This window comes from Corynebacterium sp. UMB4614, assembly GCF_030217065.1.
In the GTDB taxonomy this organism is placed as follows: Bacteria; Actinomycetota; Actinomycetes; order Mycobacteriales; family Mycobacteriaceae; genus Corynebacterium.
The window spans coordinates 1-17438 of the sequence record NZ_JASONC010000010.1 but is presented as its reverse complement, the minus strand read 5'-3'; the positions used below and the strand labels follow the sequence as shown (position 1 = coordinate 17438).

Sequence of the window (17438 nt, the reverse complement as noted above, 5' to 3'; positions counted from 1 at the left end):
CTTATGTCAGTGGTGGGCTTGCAAGCCCGCCATTATTACTGTGATCGGCTTCACTTTCTAGGTGAAACCATAACGTAACGCGCGTCACAACGCACGTTCCTATCGCGACCCTCTACACCCCTTTCCTACCCCTATCTATCTCCATGATTGAGCCTTCAGAGGGTCGAAAACGGCAGCACCCCCGAGTGCGCTAGCGCCGTTCCCCTGCGTGCACCCGGCTATAGCGCTGGTCGGCGTAACGATCCGCATCCGGATCCACGCCCTGCTTGCCTGCCGTCATCTCAGCGGAGCCTTCTGCGTCCGCCTGGGCAGTCGGCGTTGCGCCAGCGCCCTCGATGTCCGTCTCAGCGGAGACCTTGGCCACCGACTTAGCGCGTGCCCCGGCCTTGCCTCGCCACAGCCCCCAGAGCACGATGACGGCGAGGACGGCCAGGCCGATCTCCACCGCGCGCAGGCTCACCGTTCCCCCGGCGACCAGACGGGAAGAGTTCAGCAGCACGAGCAGGAGCCCCACCAGTCCACCGAGGACGGTGGGGTTGGCGCGACTCACGGCCCAGGCCGCGATCGGCGCGGCGATCACACCACCGACCAGCAGGCCGGCCACTGGCTGCCACAGGGACAGGAACTGCGGGCCCAGCCCGAAGATGAACCCCGCGGATGCCGCAATAGAAACGAGGAACTCCGCGGCGTTGACCGTCCCGATCACCTTCCGCGGCTGAGTCTTAGCGACCGTCAGCAGCGTGGAGGTGGTCATGGGCCCCCATCCGCCGCCACCGCTGGCGTCCAGGAAGCCGCTGGTGATGCCAAGAACCCCCAGGCCGATGCGAGAGCGAGGTGCCCGGCGCGCGGTGTCCCGCTGCTTTTCCTCTTTCGTCTTCGACGCCTGCTTGGCGCTGGAGAGGAAGAGCGAGCGGAAAAGCAGCCACAGTCCGAGCAGCAGCAGGAAGCTCGTCACCACGGGTTCCGCGGCCGCGGTGGAGATCTTGGAGAGCACCGTCGCGCCCAGGAAGGCGCCGATCGCGCCCGGCACGCCGAGGGCAAAAACGGCCGGCCAGTGCACATTGTCGAGCTTCCAGTGGGCCGCACCGGAGCAGGCGGTCGTGCCCACCTCGGCGAGGTGGACGGCAGCGCTGGCCGCGGCGGGGCCGATACCGGTGATCAGCAGCACGGTCGTGGCGGTGACTCCGAAGGCCATGCCCAGGGCACCATCGACGAGCTGTGCAGCCAGACCAGCGATGGCGAAAAGCAGGATCTTCCTCATGCCGGCACCCTCTCCGCAGTCCAGTGGCTCGCAGTGACACCATCAGCCACGCCGGTCAGGGACGCCACCCGTGCGGTCACCAGCGGGGCGATCGCGGTGCCGAGTGGGCCCGCAGCGATCGCGCCCGGCACATCGACCCCCTTATCCAGCAGCAGGCCCGGGGCGAAGAACAGCGGCAGCACCGCGGTGGGTGCGGCCTGCACCCCAGCGCGCTGGTCCAGCTCTTCGCGGTGCTGGGCCACGCTAATTCCCCCGCCGGTGGCGAAGATCGCCCGGGCGGGAATCCCCAGCAAGCGGCCGACCTCGGCGGCCAAATCCTCGACCGCCTCGTTGGCACCCGGCACAGAGGATCCGACGGCGTACACCACCGCGTCTCCCACCGAAGCGGCCACCGCGCGGTGGCCGTGAGCCTTTCGCCACTGCCCCACGAGGAGCTCAGCCACATCAGCGCCCAAGCCAATCGGCTCGGTGGCGCGCAGGGCCACCCCGTGGTTCCGCTCCGCCTCCGCGATGGCCGCGGGGACGTCCTTGCGCAGGTGGAAGGCGCTGGTGAACAGCAAGGGCATGACAACAGCCCGACGATGACCAGCGGCTCGCAGCTCGCCGACCACGGCATCCAAGGTGAACTCGGAGAAGTCCAGGAAAGCAGCACGCGCGCCAACCTCGCGGGTAATCGCGTGCACGACCTCCTCGGCACCGCGGCGTCGCGAGCCATGAGCCAGCACGATCACCGGCTCAGGCTGGGCGAAAGACTCGGCAAACATCAGCTGCTCACCAAGCCCGCGGTCAATGTATCCCCGGTCGAGGGGTTGATCAGGAGGAAGGAGCCCGTCTGACCGCCCCGGACATAGGCCTCCACTGGCAGCGGGTCGGCCACCGCCACGCGGATACGGGCGACGTCATTCTGCTCCAGGGCGGTGGCAGGATCCCCGGCCGCCCCCGCCTCCGCAGCCGCACCATCGGCGATGCTCAGCTGCTCGTCAATGCCCAGCACGCGGGCGCGGACCTCTGCCGGACCGTAGCGCAGCAGCAGGTTGGAACCGACCCGCACCGGCGCATCCGCCAGGTGGAAGGCCAGGGCGGAGAACTGGGTAACCGGCTCGGGCAGGGTCTCGTCGGAAAGGATGGAGCCGCGGGAGATGTCCAGCTCATCCTCCAGGCGGAGGGTGACGGACTGCCCGGCGGTGGCGCGCTGCTGCGGGCCGTCCGGGGTATCGATGCCAGCGACGCGGGAGCTGCGGAAACCAGCATGAACCGCGTCCCCGACCGCGACCTCGCCGGAGGTGATGCGGCCGGCGTAGCCCCGGTAGTCGGTGGCGTGGTCGCGGATGACGAACTGCACCGGAAAGCGGAACTCCTCGGTGGCCACGGTGGCGGGGCGGGCGTCCTCGAGGATCGTCAGCACGGATTCGCCCTCGTACCACGGGGTGTTCTCGGACTTGGAGACGACGTTATCGCCAACCAGCGCGCTGATCGGGACGATGTCCACGACCGGCAGCTTCTCCTCGCCGAAGGCGCCGCGCAGCTCGTCGACGAGCTCACGCACCTGGCCCGCGGCGGTCTCGAAGGCCTCCTGGGAGTAGTCCACTGCGTCGATCTTGTTCACGGCGACGACGACCTGCGGGATGTCCAGCAGGGCGGCGACGGTGAGGTGGCGGCGGGTCTGCTCGATCACACCGTTACGGACGTCGACGAGGATGACCACCAGGTCGGAGGTGGACATGCCGGTGACGGTGTTGCGGGTGTACTGAACGTGGCCCGGGGTGTCCGCGAGGATGAAGCTGCGGCGGTCGGAGGCGAAGTAGCGGTAGGCCACGTCGATGGTGATGCCCTGTTCGCGCTCGGCGCGCAGGCCGTCGACCAGCAGCGAGAGGTCGGGATTCTGCAGGCCGCGGGCGGCGGAGACGCGCTCCACGGACTCCAACTGATCGGCCAGGATGGACTTGGTGTCGTGCAGCAAGCGGCCCACGAAGGTGGACTTGCCGTCGTCGACGGAGCCGGCGGTGCACAGGCGCAGGGTCGGAGCTTCCTCGTAGGACGTCGCCGTAGTTGTGCTCGCCTTTTCGGCCCCGGTGGTCGTGGTGGATTCGGTGAGGGCGGTCGGGGCGGTCATCAGAAGTAGCCTTCCTTCTTGCGGTCTTCCATGGCGGATTCAGAGAGCTTGTCGTCGGCGCGGGTCGCGCCGCGCTCGGTGGTGGTGGAGGTGAGGATTTCCTCGATCACCTCTTGCGGGGTCGTGGCGTCAGAGAGAACCGCGCCGGTGCAGGACATGTCGCCCACGGTGCGGTAGCGGACCGTCTTGGTGACCGTCTCCTCACCTTCGCGGGGCCCACCCCACTCGCCAGCGGAGAGCCACATGCCGCCACGGTTGAAGACCTCCCGCTGGTGGGAGTAGTAGATCGGTGGCAGCTCGAGCTTGCGGTCGCGGATGTAGTGCCACACGTCTGCCTCAGTCCAGTTGGAGATCGGGAAGACGCGCATGTTCTCGCCAGCCTGCAGCTTGCCGTTGTACAGGCCCCACAGCTCGGGGCGCTGACGGCGGGGGTTCCAGCCACCGAAGCCATCGCGGATGGAGAACACGCGCTCCTTAGCACGCGCCTTCTCCTCGTCACGGCGAGCGCCGCCGAGGACTGCGTCGTAACCGCGCTGCTGGATGGTCTCGACGAGGGGGACGGTCTGCAGCGGGTTACGCGAGCCGTCCGGGCGCTCCTGCAGCGCGCCGCTATCGATCCAGTCCTGGACGTGCGCGACGTGCAGGTTGATGCGCGGATCGGCAGCGATGCGGTCGCGGAACTCGAGAACCTCCGGGAAGTTGTGGCCGGTGTCCACGTGCAGCAGCTCGAAGGGCACCGGCGCTGGGTGGAAGGCCCGCTTGGCTAGTTCCAGGACGACGACGGAGTCCTTGCCGCCGGAGAAAAGCAGTGCCGGTCGGTCGAACTGGCCGGCGACCTCCCGGAGGATGTGGAGGGATTCGGCCTCCAGCTCCGCGAGGTGCGGGCTGGAGAGCTCGGTGTTCTGTTGTGCGTTGGTCTGTTCTGGGTTGGTCTGTTCTGCGTTGGTCTGTTCTGGGGTGATAGTCGTGGTGCTCATACGTGTAGTCCGCATTCTGTTTTGTTGGTTCCTGCCCAGCGTCCGGAGCGGGGGTCCTCCCCCTCGGCGACGGGCAGGGTGCAGGTGGCGCAGCCGATGGACGGGTAGCCCTGCTTAGTCAGTGGGTTGATGATGAGGTCGTTGTCTTCGATGAAGCGCTGGACGTCGTCGTCGGTCCATGCCGCGATCGGGTTGAGCTTCAACCGGCCGGTGCGGTCCACCTCGATGACCGGGGTGTTGGCACGCAGCGGGGAGTCGACGCGGCGGACGCCGGAGACCCAGGCCTCGAAGGGGTCGAGCATCCTCGCCAGTGGCTCGACCTTGCGCATTCGGCAACAAGCCGTGGGGTTGCGCTGGTACAGGTTCGGCCCGTACACGTCGTCCTGCTCCGCGCGGCTCAGGGTTGGGGTGATGCGGCGCAGCGGAAGGTTGTAACGATCCTCGACGGCGGCGGCGGTGTCGAGGGTTTCCGGGAAGTGGTACCCGGTGTCGAGGAAGACGAGCTCAGCGTCTGCCTGCTTGCCATCGAAGGCTCGCTGGGTCAGCTCGGCGAGGATCGTGTCCTGCATGCTGAGGGTGATGGCCACGGGCCCGTCGAGCTTCTCGGCTGCCCAGGAGAGGATCTCTGCGGCGCTGGCGTTTTCCAGCTCATCCTTCCAGGTGGCGACCAGCTCCTCGTGGTAGTGGCGGCGATCGTCGGGGATCGGGGTGGTTGTGGTCTGGGCAGGCCGCCCATCTGCCTGGGCGGGGCTGATCTCGGGGTCACGCCAGTTCTCGTTGTGGGTGTTGAGGCTCAACAGGGGCTGAGACTGTTGAGTGATGCCTGCCTGGGAATTGCGCTCCGGCACTGCGGCTCCTCGGTGGGTTCTTGTCGTCGTGCTTGTCGTCGTTTGTTCTGCCGTGTGGTGAGCCCGGCCTCCCCTCGAAGAAAGAGAAAGCCAGACAGACCGCTCGGTCTAGGATTAGGGCACATACTAGGCGGGAATTGTGACACACGCAATAGAAGCGCAGAAGTACGCCCAAGAAAAAGACCACTACCTGCGCGTTTACTTAGACCGCCTGGTCTACTTCCCGACTCAAAATGGCGAAAATATAGCCCCCATAACGAAGTAATCCGCCGTCCGATAGCATCAACCCCACAAATATCCCCCTTACCACCGAAGCACCCCCAAGCCGAGGCCCTTCAGGGCTTCGGCTTAGTACTTTCCCGCCCATGTCTGATGAAGGATTTTCACTCGAAGCCATGACGTTTGCCGTCATGCTGGGCTCCTTCAAAGGAGCGCTCAGCTCGGGCGAGGCCGCTACCACCATCGCCCGCGGACTACTGCGGGCGATACCCAACGCCCGGAACCACTCCACACCGCAATCGCTGGCACAGCCAGAAACCTCGAATCCAAGGCCGAGAATCTGGCCCGCACCCTGGCCACCCGCACGACTAACGAAAGGTGATGGGTTCTGCAGATGACAACAGCGCCTGCTGAAAGATCAGCAGGCGCTGCGGGGTATTTGCGAGGAGCAAGTCCTACGCTCATCACTGAGAATACACTGCCCCATGACCAGTTAAGAGGCTCTCCAGTTGATGCTCGGAAAAATGCCGCTAAGGCGGCTCGAAACCGGCCTCCTCGGCATCCACGGAAAAATGCGAAACCCATTCACGACGATGTCGTCGCCCAATTGACACTGGGAAACTGGGCTTCCCTGCTCGGTGCTTTCCCTCGCCGTCGGATGAACCCCAAGAAACAGGAAGCGGCTGCATCGCTATGGTCCAACGCGTACACAGTCGCATTTCCGCGTTTAAAACTTGCTCCTCAACAAGACGGACATTCCATTCCCCAGGATGGCATCAGCTTAGGGGATAACTACCGACGGGTCACTGATCTCAGGAACCGTGTGGCACATCACGAAAACCTTTTGGATGTCCGGGTCAATCGACGCTTGAACGACATGATCACCGTGCTCGCCGCAATCGACGAAAACATACCCGGCTGGTTTCTCCGAGGAAGTAAAGTGCGACGCATTTACCAGCAAGACCCGAGGGGTTCCTGGTCTTAACAACTGTCTCTTCGCGCCACTATCGGCAAGCTCGCTCATCGCGCTTGCTGAAAAGTAGAGAAATCTCACACGCTATTCTTGAAGCGGTCAATCCGCTCACTATAAGGTTCAAAGGCCCATGAAGCACGCCAAAAACCTCGCCCGCATTGCGCGCAACTCCGTGAGCAGCCTAGCCACGGAGGTCCGCTCCCGGGTCGAGGAGAAGAAAGCCCGCCTCTTCCCGAAGTCCAGCACACCGCGGCAGGTCAGGCCGGGGATCCGTAACCTCGATGCCACCGGCGTCCTCACCGTCGCCGACCACGGCACGGACATCCCCTTGCACTGGTACGAGGTCGGCCCCGGCCACGGCTCGACTGCAGAGACGGGCGACTTGGAACCGCTGACGATCGTGTTCATCCACGGCTTCACCCTCGGCGCGGACTCCTGGTACCGCCAGTTCCGCGGACTGCGTAAGAAGCTGCCGGGCGTGCGTCTCCTCACCCTCGACCTGCGCGGTCACGGCAAGACTGGTGCGGTGCCACCCTCGTTGTGTTCGACGGAAACGGCTGCGGAGGACGTCCTGGCCGTTCTCGCCGAGCGTGCGCCGGCCGGAAAGCTGATCCTCGTCGGCCACTCCCTCGGCGGGCAGATTGCGTTCGCCACGCTGCGACATGCCCCGGAGGACGTGCGGCAGCGCATCGCGGGGCTCGTGCAGGTATCCACCGCGATCGACCGCTTCGCTGCGAACGGTATCCCAGAGCTGCTGAACCTGCGCATTGTCGGTTGGCTGGCCGGGCTGCTGAAGGCCTCGCCGAAGCAGGTGCGCAAGCTGCGCGACAAGATCGCGGGACTGATCGCCCCTGCCCTTGCGATCGCGGTGTTCTCCCGCCCCACGAACCGCCGGATCATTGATCTGCACGCCTACATGATCAACGAAACGCCGTTGGACACGTACCTGGGTTTCCTCGACGACCTGCGCGGGCACGATGAGTACGACGCCGTCCCGTATCTTTCCGGTCTGCCCGGGGTCGTCCTTGTCGGAGATAACGACGACGTCACCTCGCGCGAACAGGCCAAAAAAATCATCGATGTGTGGCCGGGTGCGGAGCTGGTCGAGGTCACCAACGCGGGCCACATGCTCCCTCTGGAGGCACCGAAGGAGGTCAACGCGGCGATCGCGCGGCTGGCAGAGAAGGTCGCGGAAGATACGGCGCAGCGCCACCAACGCTGAGGTACCGCTAATACCCCCCCCACGAAGCCGTCGACAAGAACAGAGTCCCCGGCCAAAAGGCCGGGGACCCATAGGGCACAAACTGCGAGAGCTGGAACCAGCAAAAGCGATTTCTGCTGCCTACTGTGGAGCTGACACCAACTGCGCATCGAGCGGACGGTTTTTCAGGTCCTTCCGCAGGATCTTTCCGGTGGCAGATTTTGGAACAGCGTCCAGAAACTCCACGATGCGGATCTTCTTATACGGTGCCACCCGCTCCGCGACCCACGCCTTCAATTCTTCCGGGTCGATCTCGGCCGGAACGCCAGCGGAATCCTGCTGCGGAACCACGAAGGCTCGAGGAATCTCTTCGCCGTCCTCCTCGCGCACATAGCCGACCACTGCGGCATCAGAAATGTCATCCCGGGCCAGAAGCAGTGCTTCCAGCTCTGCCGGCGGCACCTGGTAACCCTTGTACTTGATCAATTCCTTCGCGCGATCAACAACGTAGCAATTGCCATCCGAATCCACCGCGACCATGTCACCAGTACGTAGCCAGCCATCCGGCAACAGGGTTCGGGCGGTAGCTTCCTCATTGTTGAGGTAGCCCTTCATGACCTGCGGCCCCCGGACCCACATTTCACCGACCGCCGACCGTTCACCTGGCTGCGTTGGGGCGGGAATCTCCGGGAGATCATCCTTGGAGATATCAACGATCTTGACCTCGGTATTTGGCACTGGCGCGCCCACGGACTCGAGAGGTGTCACATTGACAAAAGAATTATGGGTAACCGGGGCGGTTTCAGTCATTCCAAAGCCCTGGTAGATATCCACGTTGAGTCGCTGCTGCACCGCGATAGCGAGCTCCCTGTCGAGTGGAGCAGCTCCGGACTGGATAGCGCGCAGAGAGCTCAGGTCATAGGACTCCACCGCCGGATGCTTCGCGAGCAAAACAGCGATCGGCGGGGCGATGAAGGTGCAGTCAATATTGAATCGCTCGTGTGCCGACAAGAAGGATTCCAACTCAAATTTCGGCAGCGTGACCATCGTGCAACGCTGGAACAGGGCCGCACCAAGCAGGCAGTTCATGCCGTAGATGTGGAAGAAGGGGAGAACACCACAAATCACCGATCCGGCAGCCATGCCGTTGTGCTGCATTGAGGGAGCCACCTGGAAGAGATTGGCAACCAGGTTCTGGTGACTCAGCTTCACTCCCTTCGGGACCCCTGTGGTGCCCGAAGAAAATGGCAACACAGCGATATCGTCGTCAACGTTGATTTCAACCTCAGGTGCAGTGTGATTTTCACCGAGAAGTGCCCTGAGCCCAGCCTCGGCATCGGTGAGGTTAATAATCCCCTCGACTGGAATTCCCTTCGCCTGCGCAGCCTCCATTCCTGCGGTGCCCAGCAGATCTGTGGTCAGCAACATCTTTGCACCCGACGCCCGCAACTGCTTTTCGGCATCCTCAGCAGTCGCCAAGGAACCTAGCGTCGTCACCGTGGCCCCGGATCGAAGAATGCCGAAGTAGGAAATAACGAAGGCCGCATGGTTGGGGCAGTGCAGTGCAACCACGTCCCCCTTCTTGATCCCGCGTGCTGCGAGCGCGCCTGCCATGCGCTCGTAGCTTGCCTTCAGCTCATGAAATGTCATCTCCTCGCCGGTCAGACCGTCGATGAGGGCCGTTTTGTTTGCTACCCCACCCGACAAGTCGCCGAAGATGGCGTCATAAAGAGGAATCTGTGGGATTGTGACGTCTGGATAAGGACTTGGGATGGGCATAGCGGTAATCCTTTCGGCGTATCAACGAACCGCGGAGCGTGACCCATACTTGAAATCTGAAACGTGATTCAGGTCACAAGCGCGAGGTTAGCAGAACCCCTTTCCCTGGCAAATGTTTTTCTCGAAAAACAATCACGCAGGCGACCACCCAGCTCCAGTCACCCCATCAGCGACCCCGTCCGGACTATCGCAGGTGAAGCAAGCGCTCCGCTCCGTCGAAAAGATGCGAGTGTTCGTTGTAACTCACGAGACGCACCGGAGTAAGCCCATCTGCGCCACGGCCTCCTCTATCCAACGGCGCTACCTCCAGCTGACGAGCACCACCAACCCACCCATCAGCATTAGCTCCCGACCTCTCTGGGAGAACCCTCAGCACAGTCAAAGACGCGGTGTAGGTGCGCCCAATCAGATGGCGGAAATTGGAACCAAAGAGCGAAGACACAATCACACTGATCGGACCACCGCTCGTCGCCACAACCACATCCCGCCCTTGAGCGATATCCACTACGGCCGCGAACGCACCGAGCACCTCCTTGCGGAAATCTTGAAACTCCGGAGCCTCCACCCAACGATCCAGCGCCCGATCCAACACAACCCCCAGCAGGCGATGTCCCTCGACGAGCAGCTCCCTATCCCCGCCGTCTGCCGCCTGCCGATAAGCCTCTGCCAAGCGGTCACGCTCTTCCGGATGCTCGTCAAGATAGGGCATCACGACAGAATCGGAGTTGAACTCGCACCACCCCTCCATGACGGTCGGACTGAGGCTTAGAGACTCCGAGAGCGGAACCAAGGTGTCGCACTGGCGACGCAAGGGTCCCGATACAAGAGCTGCACCCCCTTTGAGCCTTCGCTGCAGCTCCGCAGCCACGAGCCGCGCCTGCCGATGCCCAACGCGGGTGAGGCGATCGTATTGCTCCTCCATTCCCCGCTGCCATTGCCCCCGCCCTGCAGCAGCAGAATCCGCCTGGCCATGCCGGAGCAGGTAGATCGTTCCTGTCATGCGAAAATTCAACTTTCTGAGATATTGGGCAACCTAAGGTGCCTTAGGATCAAGTCTATGGCCACACATCCACCCCAGGAGCAACTCCAGAAAACTGAGAAGCTTTCCCCCAAAGCCGCCGCCCGGCGCGAGGAAATCCTCGCCGCGGCCCGGAAGGTTTTTGTCCGCGACGGCTACACCGCGACAAAGCTCCTCGATGTTGCTAAAGAGGCCGGATGCGCAGCGGGAACGCTGTATACATACTTCGAGAACCGCGAAGATCTCTTCAGGGCCGTCCTGCAACAAGTTGAACATGAGATGCGCAGCGCCAGCGGAAGGATAGCCAGCGACGACCCCCGCGAACTCATCAGCGCCGCCAATCGCGCCTATATCGAAAGCTACGCTGACAACGCCCCGGAACTCGCCCTGATGGAGCAGGTTTCGCAAACCCATCCCGAAATGCACAAACTGCGCACGTCGCGGGCGCGGGGATTCACCTCCCGCAACCAACGGCTCATCATGTCATTGCAGGACGATGGCCGTCTCGCCAGCGACCGGGACGCCGAAATGCTCGCCCTCAGCTTGTCCATCATGGTCTCGCGACTGTGCTACTCAGTGTTCGTCGAAAACATGATCCCCGGCGCCGACGAGGCAGGCAGTGGCGCCACGACCAAGAAAAATAAAGCGCGCACTATTGAGCGCATCGTCAGCACCGTCAATGACATCTGGTTTCGCACCCTAGGCCTCTAGCGCACCCTGAAGAGCCAGACCCCCACCACCCAAGGCCCCTCGAAGATCGGCAAGGCCGAAATCTCGCAAAAGGATTGAATCGTGATTCAATTCACATTACGATCAGCATTGTTCGCCAAAACTATGCACAACGGCAGGTAGGAACCTCATGTCTCACTACACCCCAGCAAACAAGCCGATTAGCTACGACTACTCCGGGCACAACGCAATCGTGACTGGCGGCACCCGTGGCATCGGCTACGCCACGGCTCGGCTCTTGGCTGCGAGCGGCGCGAACGTGACGATCACCGGCCGCAAACAAGAAACCGTCGAACCCGCCGCAGCCACCATCCAGGCCGAAGCAGCCGAGCTGAACCCCAACGCCGGTCGCGTCATCGGAATCGCTGCCCACGTCGCAGATCCCGATGCAGCCCGAAGGACCTGCGAGGCCACCGTTCAAGAATTCGGCAGCATTGACGTCCTGATTAACAACGCCGGAACCAACCCCGCCTACGGACCAATCCACAAGCAGAGCCCCGAAGCCATGGCAAAGACCTACGAAGTCAACGTCATCGGCCCCGTCATCTGGACCGCCGCCGCGAAGGACGCAGGCATGGGAGCCGACCGCAAGGGCGCGGTCGTCAACCTCTCCTCCATCGGCGCCCTCACCGAGGAAGCAAAGCTCGGCGTCTACAACGGGACCAAGGCCGCGCTCCTGCACATGACCCGCCAGATGGCCAACGAGCTCGCCCCCACCATCCACGTCAACTCAATCGCCCCAGGCGTGGTACGCACCAAGCTCTCCGAAGCGCTGTGGAAGGAACACGAAGACGCCGTCGCGGCTATCACCCCCGCGCAAAGGATTGGTGAGCCTGAAGACATCGCCGCTGCCATCGCCTTCCTCGCAGCACCAGCAACAACCTGGCTCATTGGTGAAAACCTCGTCGTCGACGGCGGCATGCTCGTCCAGCCCTAGGTTCATCACCCACCCAAGCAACAGCACCACCGAACCGCCCAGAACGAGGAAAAGATATGGACTTCGCACCCAGCGCACGCTCCAAGGAGTATCAGGAAAAACTCCTGCGCTTCATGGATGAACACGTCTACCCGGCCGAGCCGATCTATCACCAGCAGATGACCGATTCCGGCGATCCGCACCATCACCCAGCGATCCTTGAAGACCTCAAAGCCGAAGCCAAGAAGCAGGGCCTATGGAACCTCTTCCACCCCCACGCCGGCACCGGCCCGGGCTTGAGCAACGTTGACTACGCCCCATTGGCAGAAATCATGGGACGCTCCCCCGAGCTTGGCCCCGAAGCCTGCAATTGCAACGCCCCGGACACCGGGAACATGGAGGTTCTCGAGCTTTACGGCACCGAGGCCCACCGCAGGGACTACCTGAATCCGCTGCTCGACGGTGAAATCCGCTCCGCGTTCGCCATGACCGAACCCGGAGTCGCCTCCTCAGATGCCACCAATGTTTCCATGCGCATGGAACGGGTTACCGGTTACACAGCGGAAGGCTCGAATAAGCCCCTCGATGGGTATGTACTTAACGGGCGGAAGTGGTTTAGCTCGAACGGCATGCGACCCAACCTCAAGGTGCTGATCGTCATGGGCAAGACCAGCCCAGAGGCTGAACCCCACCGCCAGCAGTCCATGCTGGTTGTCCGCGCCGACGCCCCCGGCGTCCGCATCGTGCGCGACCTTCCCGTCTTCGGCTTCCACGACCGCGAAGGCCACGCCGAACTGGAATTTAAGGACGTATTCGTCCCCGACCACGACATCCTCCTGGAGGAGGGAGCGGGTTTTCGGATCTCCCAGGACCGCTTGGGGCCAGGCCGGATTCACCACTGCATGCGTGCCATCGGCATGGCAGAACGCGCACTCGAGCTGATGTGCGAACGAGCCTTGTCTCGAAGCACCTTCGGCAAAGCGCTGGCCGAGCGCGACACGATCCAAGAACGCATCGCCAACGCCCGCATCGACATCGAGCAGGCCCGGCTATTGACTTTGAAAGCCGCCTGGATGATGGACACGGTCGGCAATAAGGCCGCTCGCCAGGAAATTGCTGCCATCAAGGTTGCTGCCCCACAGGTCGCGCTCCGCATCGTGGATGAAGCCATCCAAGTATTCGGTGGCGAGGGTGTGACCTCCGATACCCCGCTGGCTCACATGTGGGCTGGCCTGCGATCACTCCGGCTGGCCGATGGCCCGGATGAGGTCCATCGCATGACCATCGCCCGACAAGAACTGCGCAAATACAAGTAGAACCCCGGCACAGCACAGACCTATCGAAGGAGCCACGGTGAACGACCCAACAACCGGCAGCCATAATTCAGCCACGCAGAACCCGACTGCGCCGTTCAACATGGACGAGCTCAGCGCCTGGCTTACCCGCATCACGCCGTTGAGTGATGAGATCTCGCTCGAACGAGTCGGAAACGGGCAGTCCAACCTCACGTTTCTCGTCGAAGACACCACGGGCGCGCGCTGCATCGTCCGCCGCCCGCCGCTGGGAAAACTTGCCGCCAGCGCCCACAACGTCGTGCGCGAAGGAAAAATCATGGCGGCCCTTCACGACACCGAGGTGCCCGTCCCGGTGATCTACGGCAGCACCGACGAGCTCGCCGACCACGGTCAATCCATCTCCGACGCCCCCGTCGTGGCGATGAGCATGGTCGACGGAGTGACCATTAGCTCTGCAGAAGCCGCTTCCCCTTTGGGACTGGACATCCGGCACAACATCGCCACCAACATGCTGGACGCGATGATCCACGTCCACGGCGTCAACCTCGCATCCACCGGACTGGACACGCTGGCATCCCACGACCCCTACGCCCCACGACAGCTCAAGCGCTGGTCCGGGCAGTGGGATAAGACCAAGACGCGGGAATTACCTGCGCTCGATAAACTCACGGCTCTCCTGGAGGACCACACCCCGGAACAGAAGGAAACGGTGCTGGTGCACGGCGACCTACACGTCGGCAACGTCATAGCCAACCCAGACGACGGCACCATCAACGCCGTCATCGACTGGGAGCTCACCACACTGGGAGATCCCCTCGCTGATGTGGGAACCATGCTGGCTTACTGGCCGGTTAAGGACGGACTGGTCCTCCCTGGATTTGAAGCACCCCTCCTCGACGGATTCCCGAAGGGTGAAGAACTAGCCGAGCGCTATCTCTCCGCCACAGGACGGGACAGAAAGGCATTGGCTTTTTGGCACGTCCTGGGGCTATGGAAAGTTGCGATCATCTGCGAAGGCGTGGTGCGCCGCGTCATGCAGAATCCCAGCAACCGCGCCTCCGGAGGCGCCCCCACCCAGGAGATGGTGGAGTGGATTGTCGCCGAGGCGCAGCAGACCGCGAGGGAGTACGGGCTTGGCTAGGCGGCGACATTCGGCAGAGAACGCCCGGCAAGCTCACTAAACTGGGCGCCATGGCAACCCGAATCCCGCAAGAGTGGATCACCGACTACCCCCTCCTTGAGCGACTCGTCGCGCTCGAGGAGACCCTGTGGCTGAAGCCCGACCTGCCCCGCGCCGAAGAGGGCCTGGTGCACGTCGGGATCGGCCCGGACCAGATCCAGGACGCCGCGGACCGGCTGAAGCGCTTCGCCCCCTACCTGCAACAGGTCTTCCCGGAGACCGCGCCCAGCGCTGGCATCATCGAATCCCCGCTCCGCCACGTGCCCGCAATGAAGGAAGCGATCGAGGACCTCACCGGGCAGCAGATCAAGGGGCAGCTGTGGGCGAAGCTCGACTCCCACCTGCCGATCTCCGGGTCGATCAAGGCCCGCGGCGGGATCTACGAGGTCCTCCAGCATGCCGAAACCCTCGCACTGGAGCAGGGCCTGATCACCGTGGACAGCGACTACCGGCTCCTCGATTCCGCCGAGGCCCGCGAGCTCTTCGGCCAGCACCGCGTGGCCGTGGGGTCCACCGGCAACCTGGGGCTGTCCATCGGCATCATGAGCGCCAAGCTGGGATTCCAGGCCGCGGTCCACATGAGCGCGGATGCCCGGCAGTGGAAGAAGGACCTGCTGCGCTCCCACGGCGTGGAGGTTGTGGAGTACGAGCAGGACTACTCCGTCGCCGTCGCTGCTGGTCGCAGAGCCGCCGAGGACGACGACAGCGTCTACTTCGTGGACGACGAGAACTCCGTCTCCCTCTTCCTCGGTTACGCGGTTGCCGGGGCGCGACTGGCCGGCCAGCTGCAGGCCATGGACGTCCGGATCACCGAGGAAGAACCACTCCACGTGTACCTGCCCTGCGGGGTCGGCGGTGGCCCGGGTGGTGTCGCATTCGGCATCAAGGCCATCTTCGGCGACGCGGCGCGCTGCTACTTCGCCGAGCCCACCCACTCCCCCGCCATGTTCATCGGGGTGCACACCGGCGCCCACGACCAGCTGGCAGTGCAGGACTTCGGCATCGACAACGTCACCGCCGCCGATGGGCTTGCCGTGGGGCGGCCCTCCGGATTCGTCGGCGAGCGGATGCAGTACCTCATCGACGGCTACTACACCGTCAGCGACGAGAACATGTTCCGCGGCGTGGCACTCTTCGACCGCTCCGAGGATGTGCAGTGCGAGCCGAGCTCCGCGACCAGCTTCTTCGGTCCCAGCACCATCGGCCGGGCGGGCACTCACCTGGCATGGATCACGGGCGGGGCGATGGTGCCAGAGGAAGAGATGGCTAGCTACATCACCCGGGGCGAGGACCTGCTATAGGGTTAGCCCACCCATATAAAGCAAGTGGCCGCGGGAAGAACCCGCGGCCACTGCGCTATGGAGTTATTACTCAGCCATTACAGCGCTGGCGAAAGACCGGCGCTCGACTGGTCAGACACCCGGTAGAGGTGCTCGTTGACGAACTCGCCAACGCCCCAGCGAGCGAGCTCGCGGCCATAGCCGGAGCGACCGATTCCGCCGAAGGGCAGGCCCGCCCCGGTGACAGCGTGCTCGTTGATGAAGGTCATGCCGTCGCGAAGCTGCTCGGCGACCTCGCGGGCCGCGTCCAGGTCGGTGCTCCACACGGAGCTGGAGAGGCCGTAGTCGGAATCGTTCGCGATCTCGATGGCCTCCGCTGCGTCCTTAGCGCGGTACACGATCGCCACGGGCCCGAAGATCTCGTTGCAGCCAACGTCCGCCTTGGGGTCCACGTCGACCAGCAGGGTCGGCTCCATGAAGGCGCCCTCGCGGTCGATGGCCTTACCACCGACGCGAATGGTGGCTTCACCGTTCTTCTCCGCCTCGGCGAGGCGCTCGACGATCTCATCGCGGGCACCGATGGAGGACAGCGGACCGACATCGGCGTTCTCGTCGTCGAATGCGCCGACCTTCATCTCGCCGATGCGCTTCTCCAGCGTTTCGACGGTGCGGTCATAGAACTCATCCATGACGATCAGGCGCTTCGGGGCGTTACAGGCCTGGCCGGTGTTGTACATGCGGATCTTGGTGAACTGCTCCAGCACCCAGTCCAGGTTCTCATCGTCGAGCACGATGAAGGGGTCGTTGCCGCCCAGCTCCAGCAGGGACTTCTTGTAGTGCTCGCCGGCGGTCTTCGCCACGGCGGCACCAGCCTGCTCGGAGCCGGTGAGGGACACACCCGCCACGCGCTTATCCGCCACGAAGGCATCCATCTGGGAGCCGGAGGCGTACACGTTGATGAAAGCATCCTTCGGCAGCCCGGCCTGCTCCAGCAGGTCCTGACAAGCCTGGGAGGACAGCGGGCAGATGGAAGCGTGCTTCAGAACCAGGGTGTTGCCCAGCAGCAGGTTCGGTGCTGCCCAGCGGGCGACCTGGTAGTAGGGGAAGTTCCACGGCATGATGCCCAGAATCACGCCCAGGGGCTCCTTGCGCACCCAGGTCTGCTGTGCGCCCTGCTGGGAAAGCTGCTCATCTGCCAGGAGCTCGTGGGCGTGCTCGGCGTACCAGGTGAAAATGTCCGAGACGATGTCGATCTCCGCCTCGGCCCAGCGGGTCAGCTTGCCCATCTCGCGCCCGATGTGTTCCGCCAGCTGCTTCTTGTTCTCCTGGAACAGCTTCGCGGTCTTCCGCAGGACGTCCGCGCGCTGCGCGATGGGGGTCTTGCGCCACTGCTCGCCTGCGGCGGTGGCGCGATCCAGAATTGCATCGCGGTCGGCATCATCGATGCGGTTGAACTGCTCTTCTTCTTGGCCAGTACTTGGGTTCTGCAATGCAAAAGTGCTCATGGCCCCTGCCTACCAGATGCATTCGGCCGTGTCAGGGGGCGAAAACAAGAACCCCGACCCGCGGTATAATGAACTAGCCCCCGAAAGTTGGACTGGTTTAATTCTAGGCGGTGAGGGGTTCAAGGGTCTGATTCCGATATTGCA

The 17438-nt window shown here is 63.3% G+C and carries 14 protein-coding genes; 6 read left to right on the top strand and 8 right to left on the bottom strand.

The features are described 5' to 3' along the window. Window positions 1-190: 190 nt before the first annotated feature. Genes QP413_RS05735 through QP413_RS05715 form a run of 5 tightly spaced genes read right to left on the bottom strand, consistent with a single transcriptional unit; the run spans window position 191 to window position 5199 of the window. Window positions 191-1261 (bottom strand): sulfite exporter TauE/SafE family protein, encoded by a 1071-nt coding sequence (locus QP413_RS05735; RefSeq protein ID WP_284781054.1) that lies wholly within the window; start codon window positions 1259-1261, stop codon window positions 191-193. Continuing rightward, a complete protein-coding gene (locus QP413_RS05730; RefSeq protein WP_284781053.1) occupies window positions 1258-2025 on the bottom strand; it encodes a sirohydrochlorin chelatase in 768 nt (255 codons plus the stop codon). Before QP413_RS05730 ends, QP413_RS05735 begins: the two co-directional genes overlap by 4 nt. After that, window positions 2025-3374 (bottom strand): sulfate adenylyltransferase subunit 1, encoded by a 1350-nt coding sequence (locus QP413_RS05725; protein WP_284781052.1) that lies wholly within the window; start codon window positions 3372-3374, stop codon window positions 2025-2027. Before QP413_RS05725 ends, QP413_RS05730 begins: the two co-directional genes overlap by 1 nt. Next, window positions 3374-4351: a sulfate adenylyltransferase subunit CysD gene (gene cysD / locus QP413_RS05720; RefSeq protein ID WP_284781050.1), complete on the bottom strand. Its 978-nt coding sequence runs from the start codon at window positions 4349-4351 to the stop codon at window positions 3374-3376. The genes QP413_RS05725 and cysD overlap by 1 nt, the downstream gene beginning before the upstream one ends. After that, the gene (locus tag QP413_RS05715; RefSeq protein WP_284781049.1) at window positions 4348-5199 is read right to left on the bottom strand and encodes a phosphoadenylyl-sulfate reductase; all 852 of its coding nucleotides are present in this window, start codon (window positions 5197-5199) and stop codon (window positions 4348-4350) included. Before QP413_RS05715 ends, cysD begins: the two co-directional genes overlap by 4 nt. 1322 nt (window positions 5200-6521) lie before the next feature. Here QP413_RS05715 and QP413_RS05710 point away from each other — a divergent pair. Next, a complete protein-coding gene (locus QP413_RS05710; protein ID WP_284781047.1) occupies window positions 6522-7613 on the top strand; it encodes an alpha/beta hydrolase in 1092 nt (363 codons plus the stop codon). 120 nt (window positions 7614-7733) lie between these two features. Here QP413_RS05710 and QP413_RS05705 read toward each other — a convergent pair whose 3' ends face one another. Further along, window positions 7734-9371 carry an AMP-binding protein gene (locus tag QP413_RS05705; RefSeq protein ID WP_284781046.1) on the bottom strand — a complete coding sequence of 546 codons (1638 nt, stop codon included), beginning with the start codon at window positions 9369-9371 and terminating at the stop codon, window positions 7734-7736. A 184-nt stretch (window positions 9372-9555) separates the two neighbouring features. Then, entirely contained in the window at window positions 9556-10371 is an 816-nt protein-coding gene (locus tag QP413_RS05700; RefSeq protein WP_284781044.1) for a histidine phosphatase family protein, read from the bottom strand. A gap of 57 nt (window positions 10372-10428) precedes the next feature. On the opposite strand from QP413_RS05700, the gene QP413_RS05695 reads away from it, so the two are divergent. The 5 genes from QP413_RS05695 (at window position 10429) to QP413_RS05675 (ending at window position 15810) form a co-directional block, all read left to right on the top strand. After that, a complete protein-coding gene (locus QP413_RS05695) occupies window positions 10429-11100 on the top strand; it encodes a TetR/AcrR family transcriptional regulator (RefSeq protein ID WP_284781042.1) in 672 nt (223 codons plus the stop codon). A 148-nt stretch (window positions 11101-11248) separates the two neighbouring features. Beyond that, a complete protein-coding gene (locus QP413_RS05690) occupies window positions 11249-12055 on the top strand; it encodes an SDR family oxidoreductase (RefSeq protein WP_284781041.1) in 807 nt (268 codons plus the stop codon). Window positions 12056-12111: 56 nt separating this feature from the next. Then, on the top strand, window positions 12112-13350 hold the full coding sequence (locus QP413_RS05685; protein ID WP_284781040.1) for an acyl-CoA dehydrogenase family protein: 1239 nt from the start codon (window positions 12112-12114) through the stop codon (window positions 13348-13350). Between the two features lie 37 nt (window positions 13351-13387). Beyond that, window positions 13388-14470 carry a phosphotransferase family protein gene (locus QP413_RS05680; protein WP_284781038.1) on the top strand — a complete coding sequence of 361 codons (1083 nt, stop codon included), beginning with the start codon at window positions 13388-13390 and terminating at the stop codon, window positions 14468-14470. 50 nt (window positions 14471-14520) lie between these two features. Next, window positions 14521-15810, top strand: a complete 1290-nt coding sequence (locus QP413_RS05675; RefSeq protein WP_284781037.1) for a D-serine ammonia-lyase — start codon at window positions 14521-14523, stop codon at window positions 15808-15810. A gap of 77 nt (window positions 15811-15887) precedes the next feature. Here the strand turns inward: QP413_RS05675 and QP413_RS05670 are convergent, their stop codons facing one another. Then, window positions 15888-17294 carry an NAD-dependent succinate-semialdehyde dehydrogenase gene (locus tag QP413_RS05670; protein WP_284781036.1) on the bottom strand — a complete coding sequence of 469 codons (1407 nt, stop codon included), beginning with the start codon at window positions 17292-17294 and terminating at the stop codon, window positions 15888-15890. Window positions 17295-17438: the final 144 nt, after the last annotated feature.

Coding starts and splice junctions, on each gene's coding strand:
- cysD (WP_284781050.1), bottom strand. CDS start 4,351: ATGAGCACCACGACTATCACCCCAGAACAGACCAACGCAGAACAGACC.
- QP413_RS05730 (WP_284781053.1), bottom strand. CDS start 2,025: ATGTTTGCCGAGTCTTTCGCCCAGCCTGAGCCGGTGATCGTGCTGGCT.
- QP413_RS05735 (WP_284781054.1), bottom strand. CDS start 1,261: ATGAGGAAGATCCTGCTTTTCGCCATCGCTGGTCTGGCTGCACAGCTC.
- QP413_RS05700 (WP_284781044.1), bottom strand. CDS start 10,371: ATGACAGGAACGATCTACCTGCTCCGGCATGGCCAGGCGGATTCTGCT.
- QP413_RS05670 (WP_284781036.1), bottom strand. CDS start 17,294: ATGAGCACTTTTGCATTGCAGAACCCAAGTACTGGCCAAGAAGAAGAG.
- QP413_RS05710 (WP_284781047.1), top strand. CDS start 6,522: ATGAAGCACGCCAAAAACCTCGCCCGCATTGCGCGCAACTCCGTGAGC.
- QP413_RS05685 (WP_284781040.1), top strand. CDS start 12,112: ATGGACTTCGCACCCAGCGCACGCTCCAAGGAGTATCAGGAAAAACTC.
- QP413_RS05695 (WP_284781042.1), top strand. CDS start 10,429: ATGGCCACACATCCACCCCAGGAGCAACTCCAGAAAACTGAGAAGCTT.
- QP413_RS05725 (WP_284781052.1), bottom strand. CDS start 3,374: ATGACCGCCCCGACCGCCCTCACCGAATCCACCACGACCACCGGGGCC.
- QP413_RS05690 (WP_284781041.1), top strand. CDS start 11,249: ATGTCTCACTACACCCCAGCAAACAAGCCGATTAGCTACGACTACTCC.
- QP413_RS05675 (WP_284781037.1), top strand. CDS start 14,521: ATGGCAACCCGAATCCCGCAAGAGTGGATCACCGACTACCCCCTCCTT.
- QP413_RS05705 (WP_284781046.1), bottom strand. CDS start 9,371: ATGCCCATCCCAAGTCCTTATCCAGACGTCACAATCCCACAGATTCCT.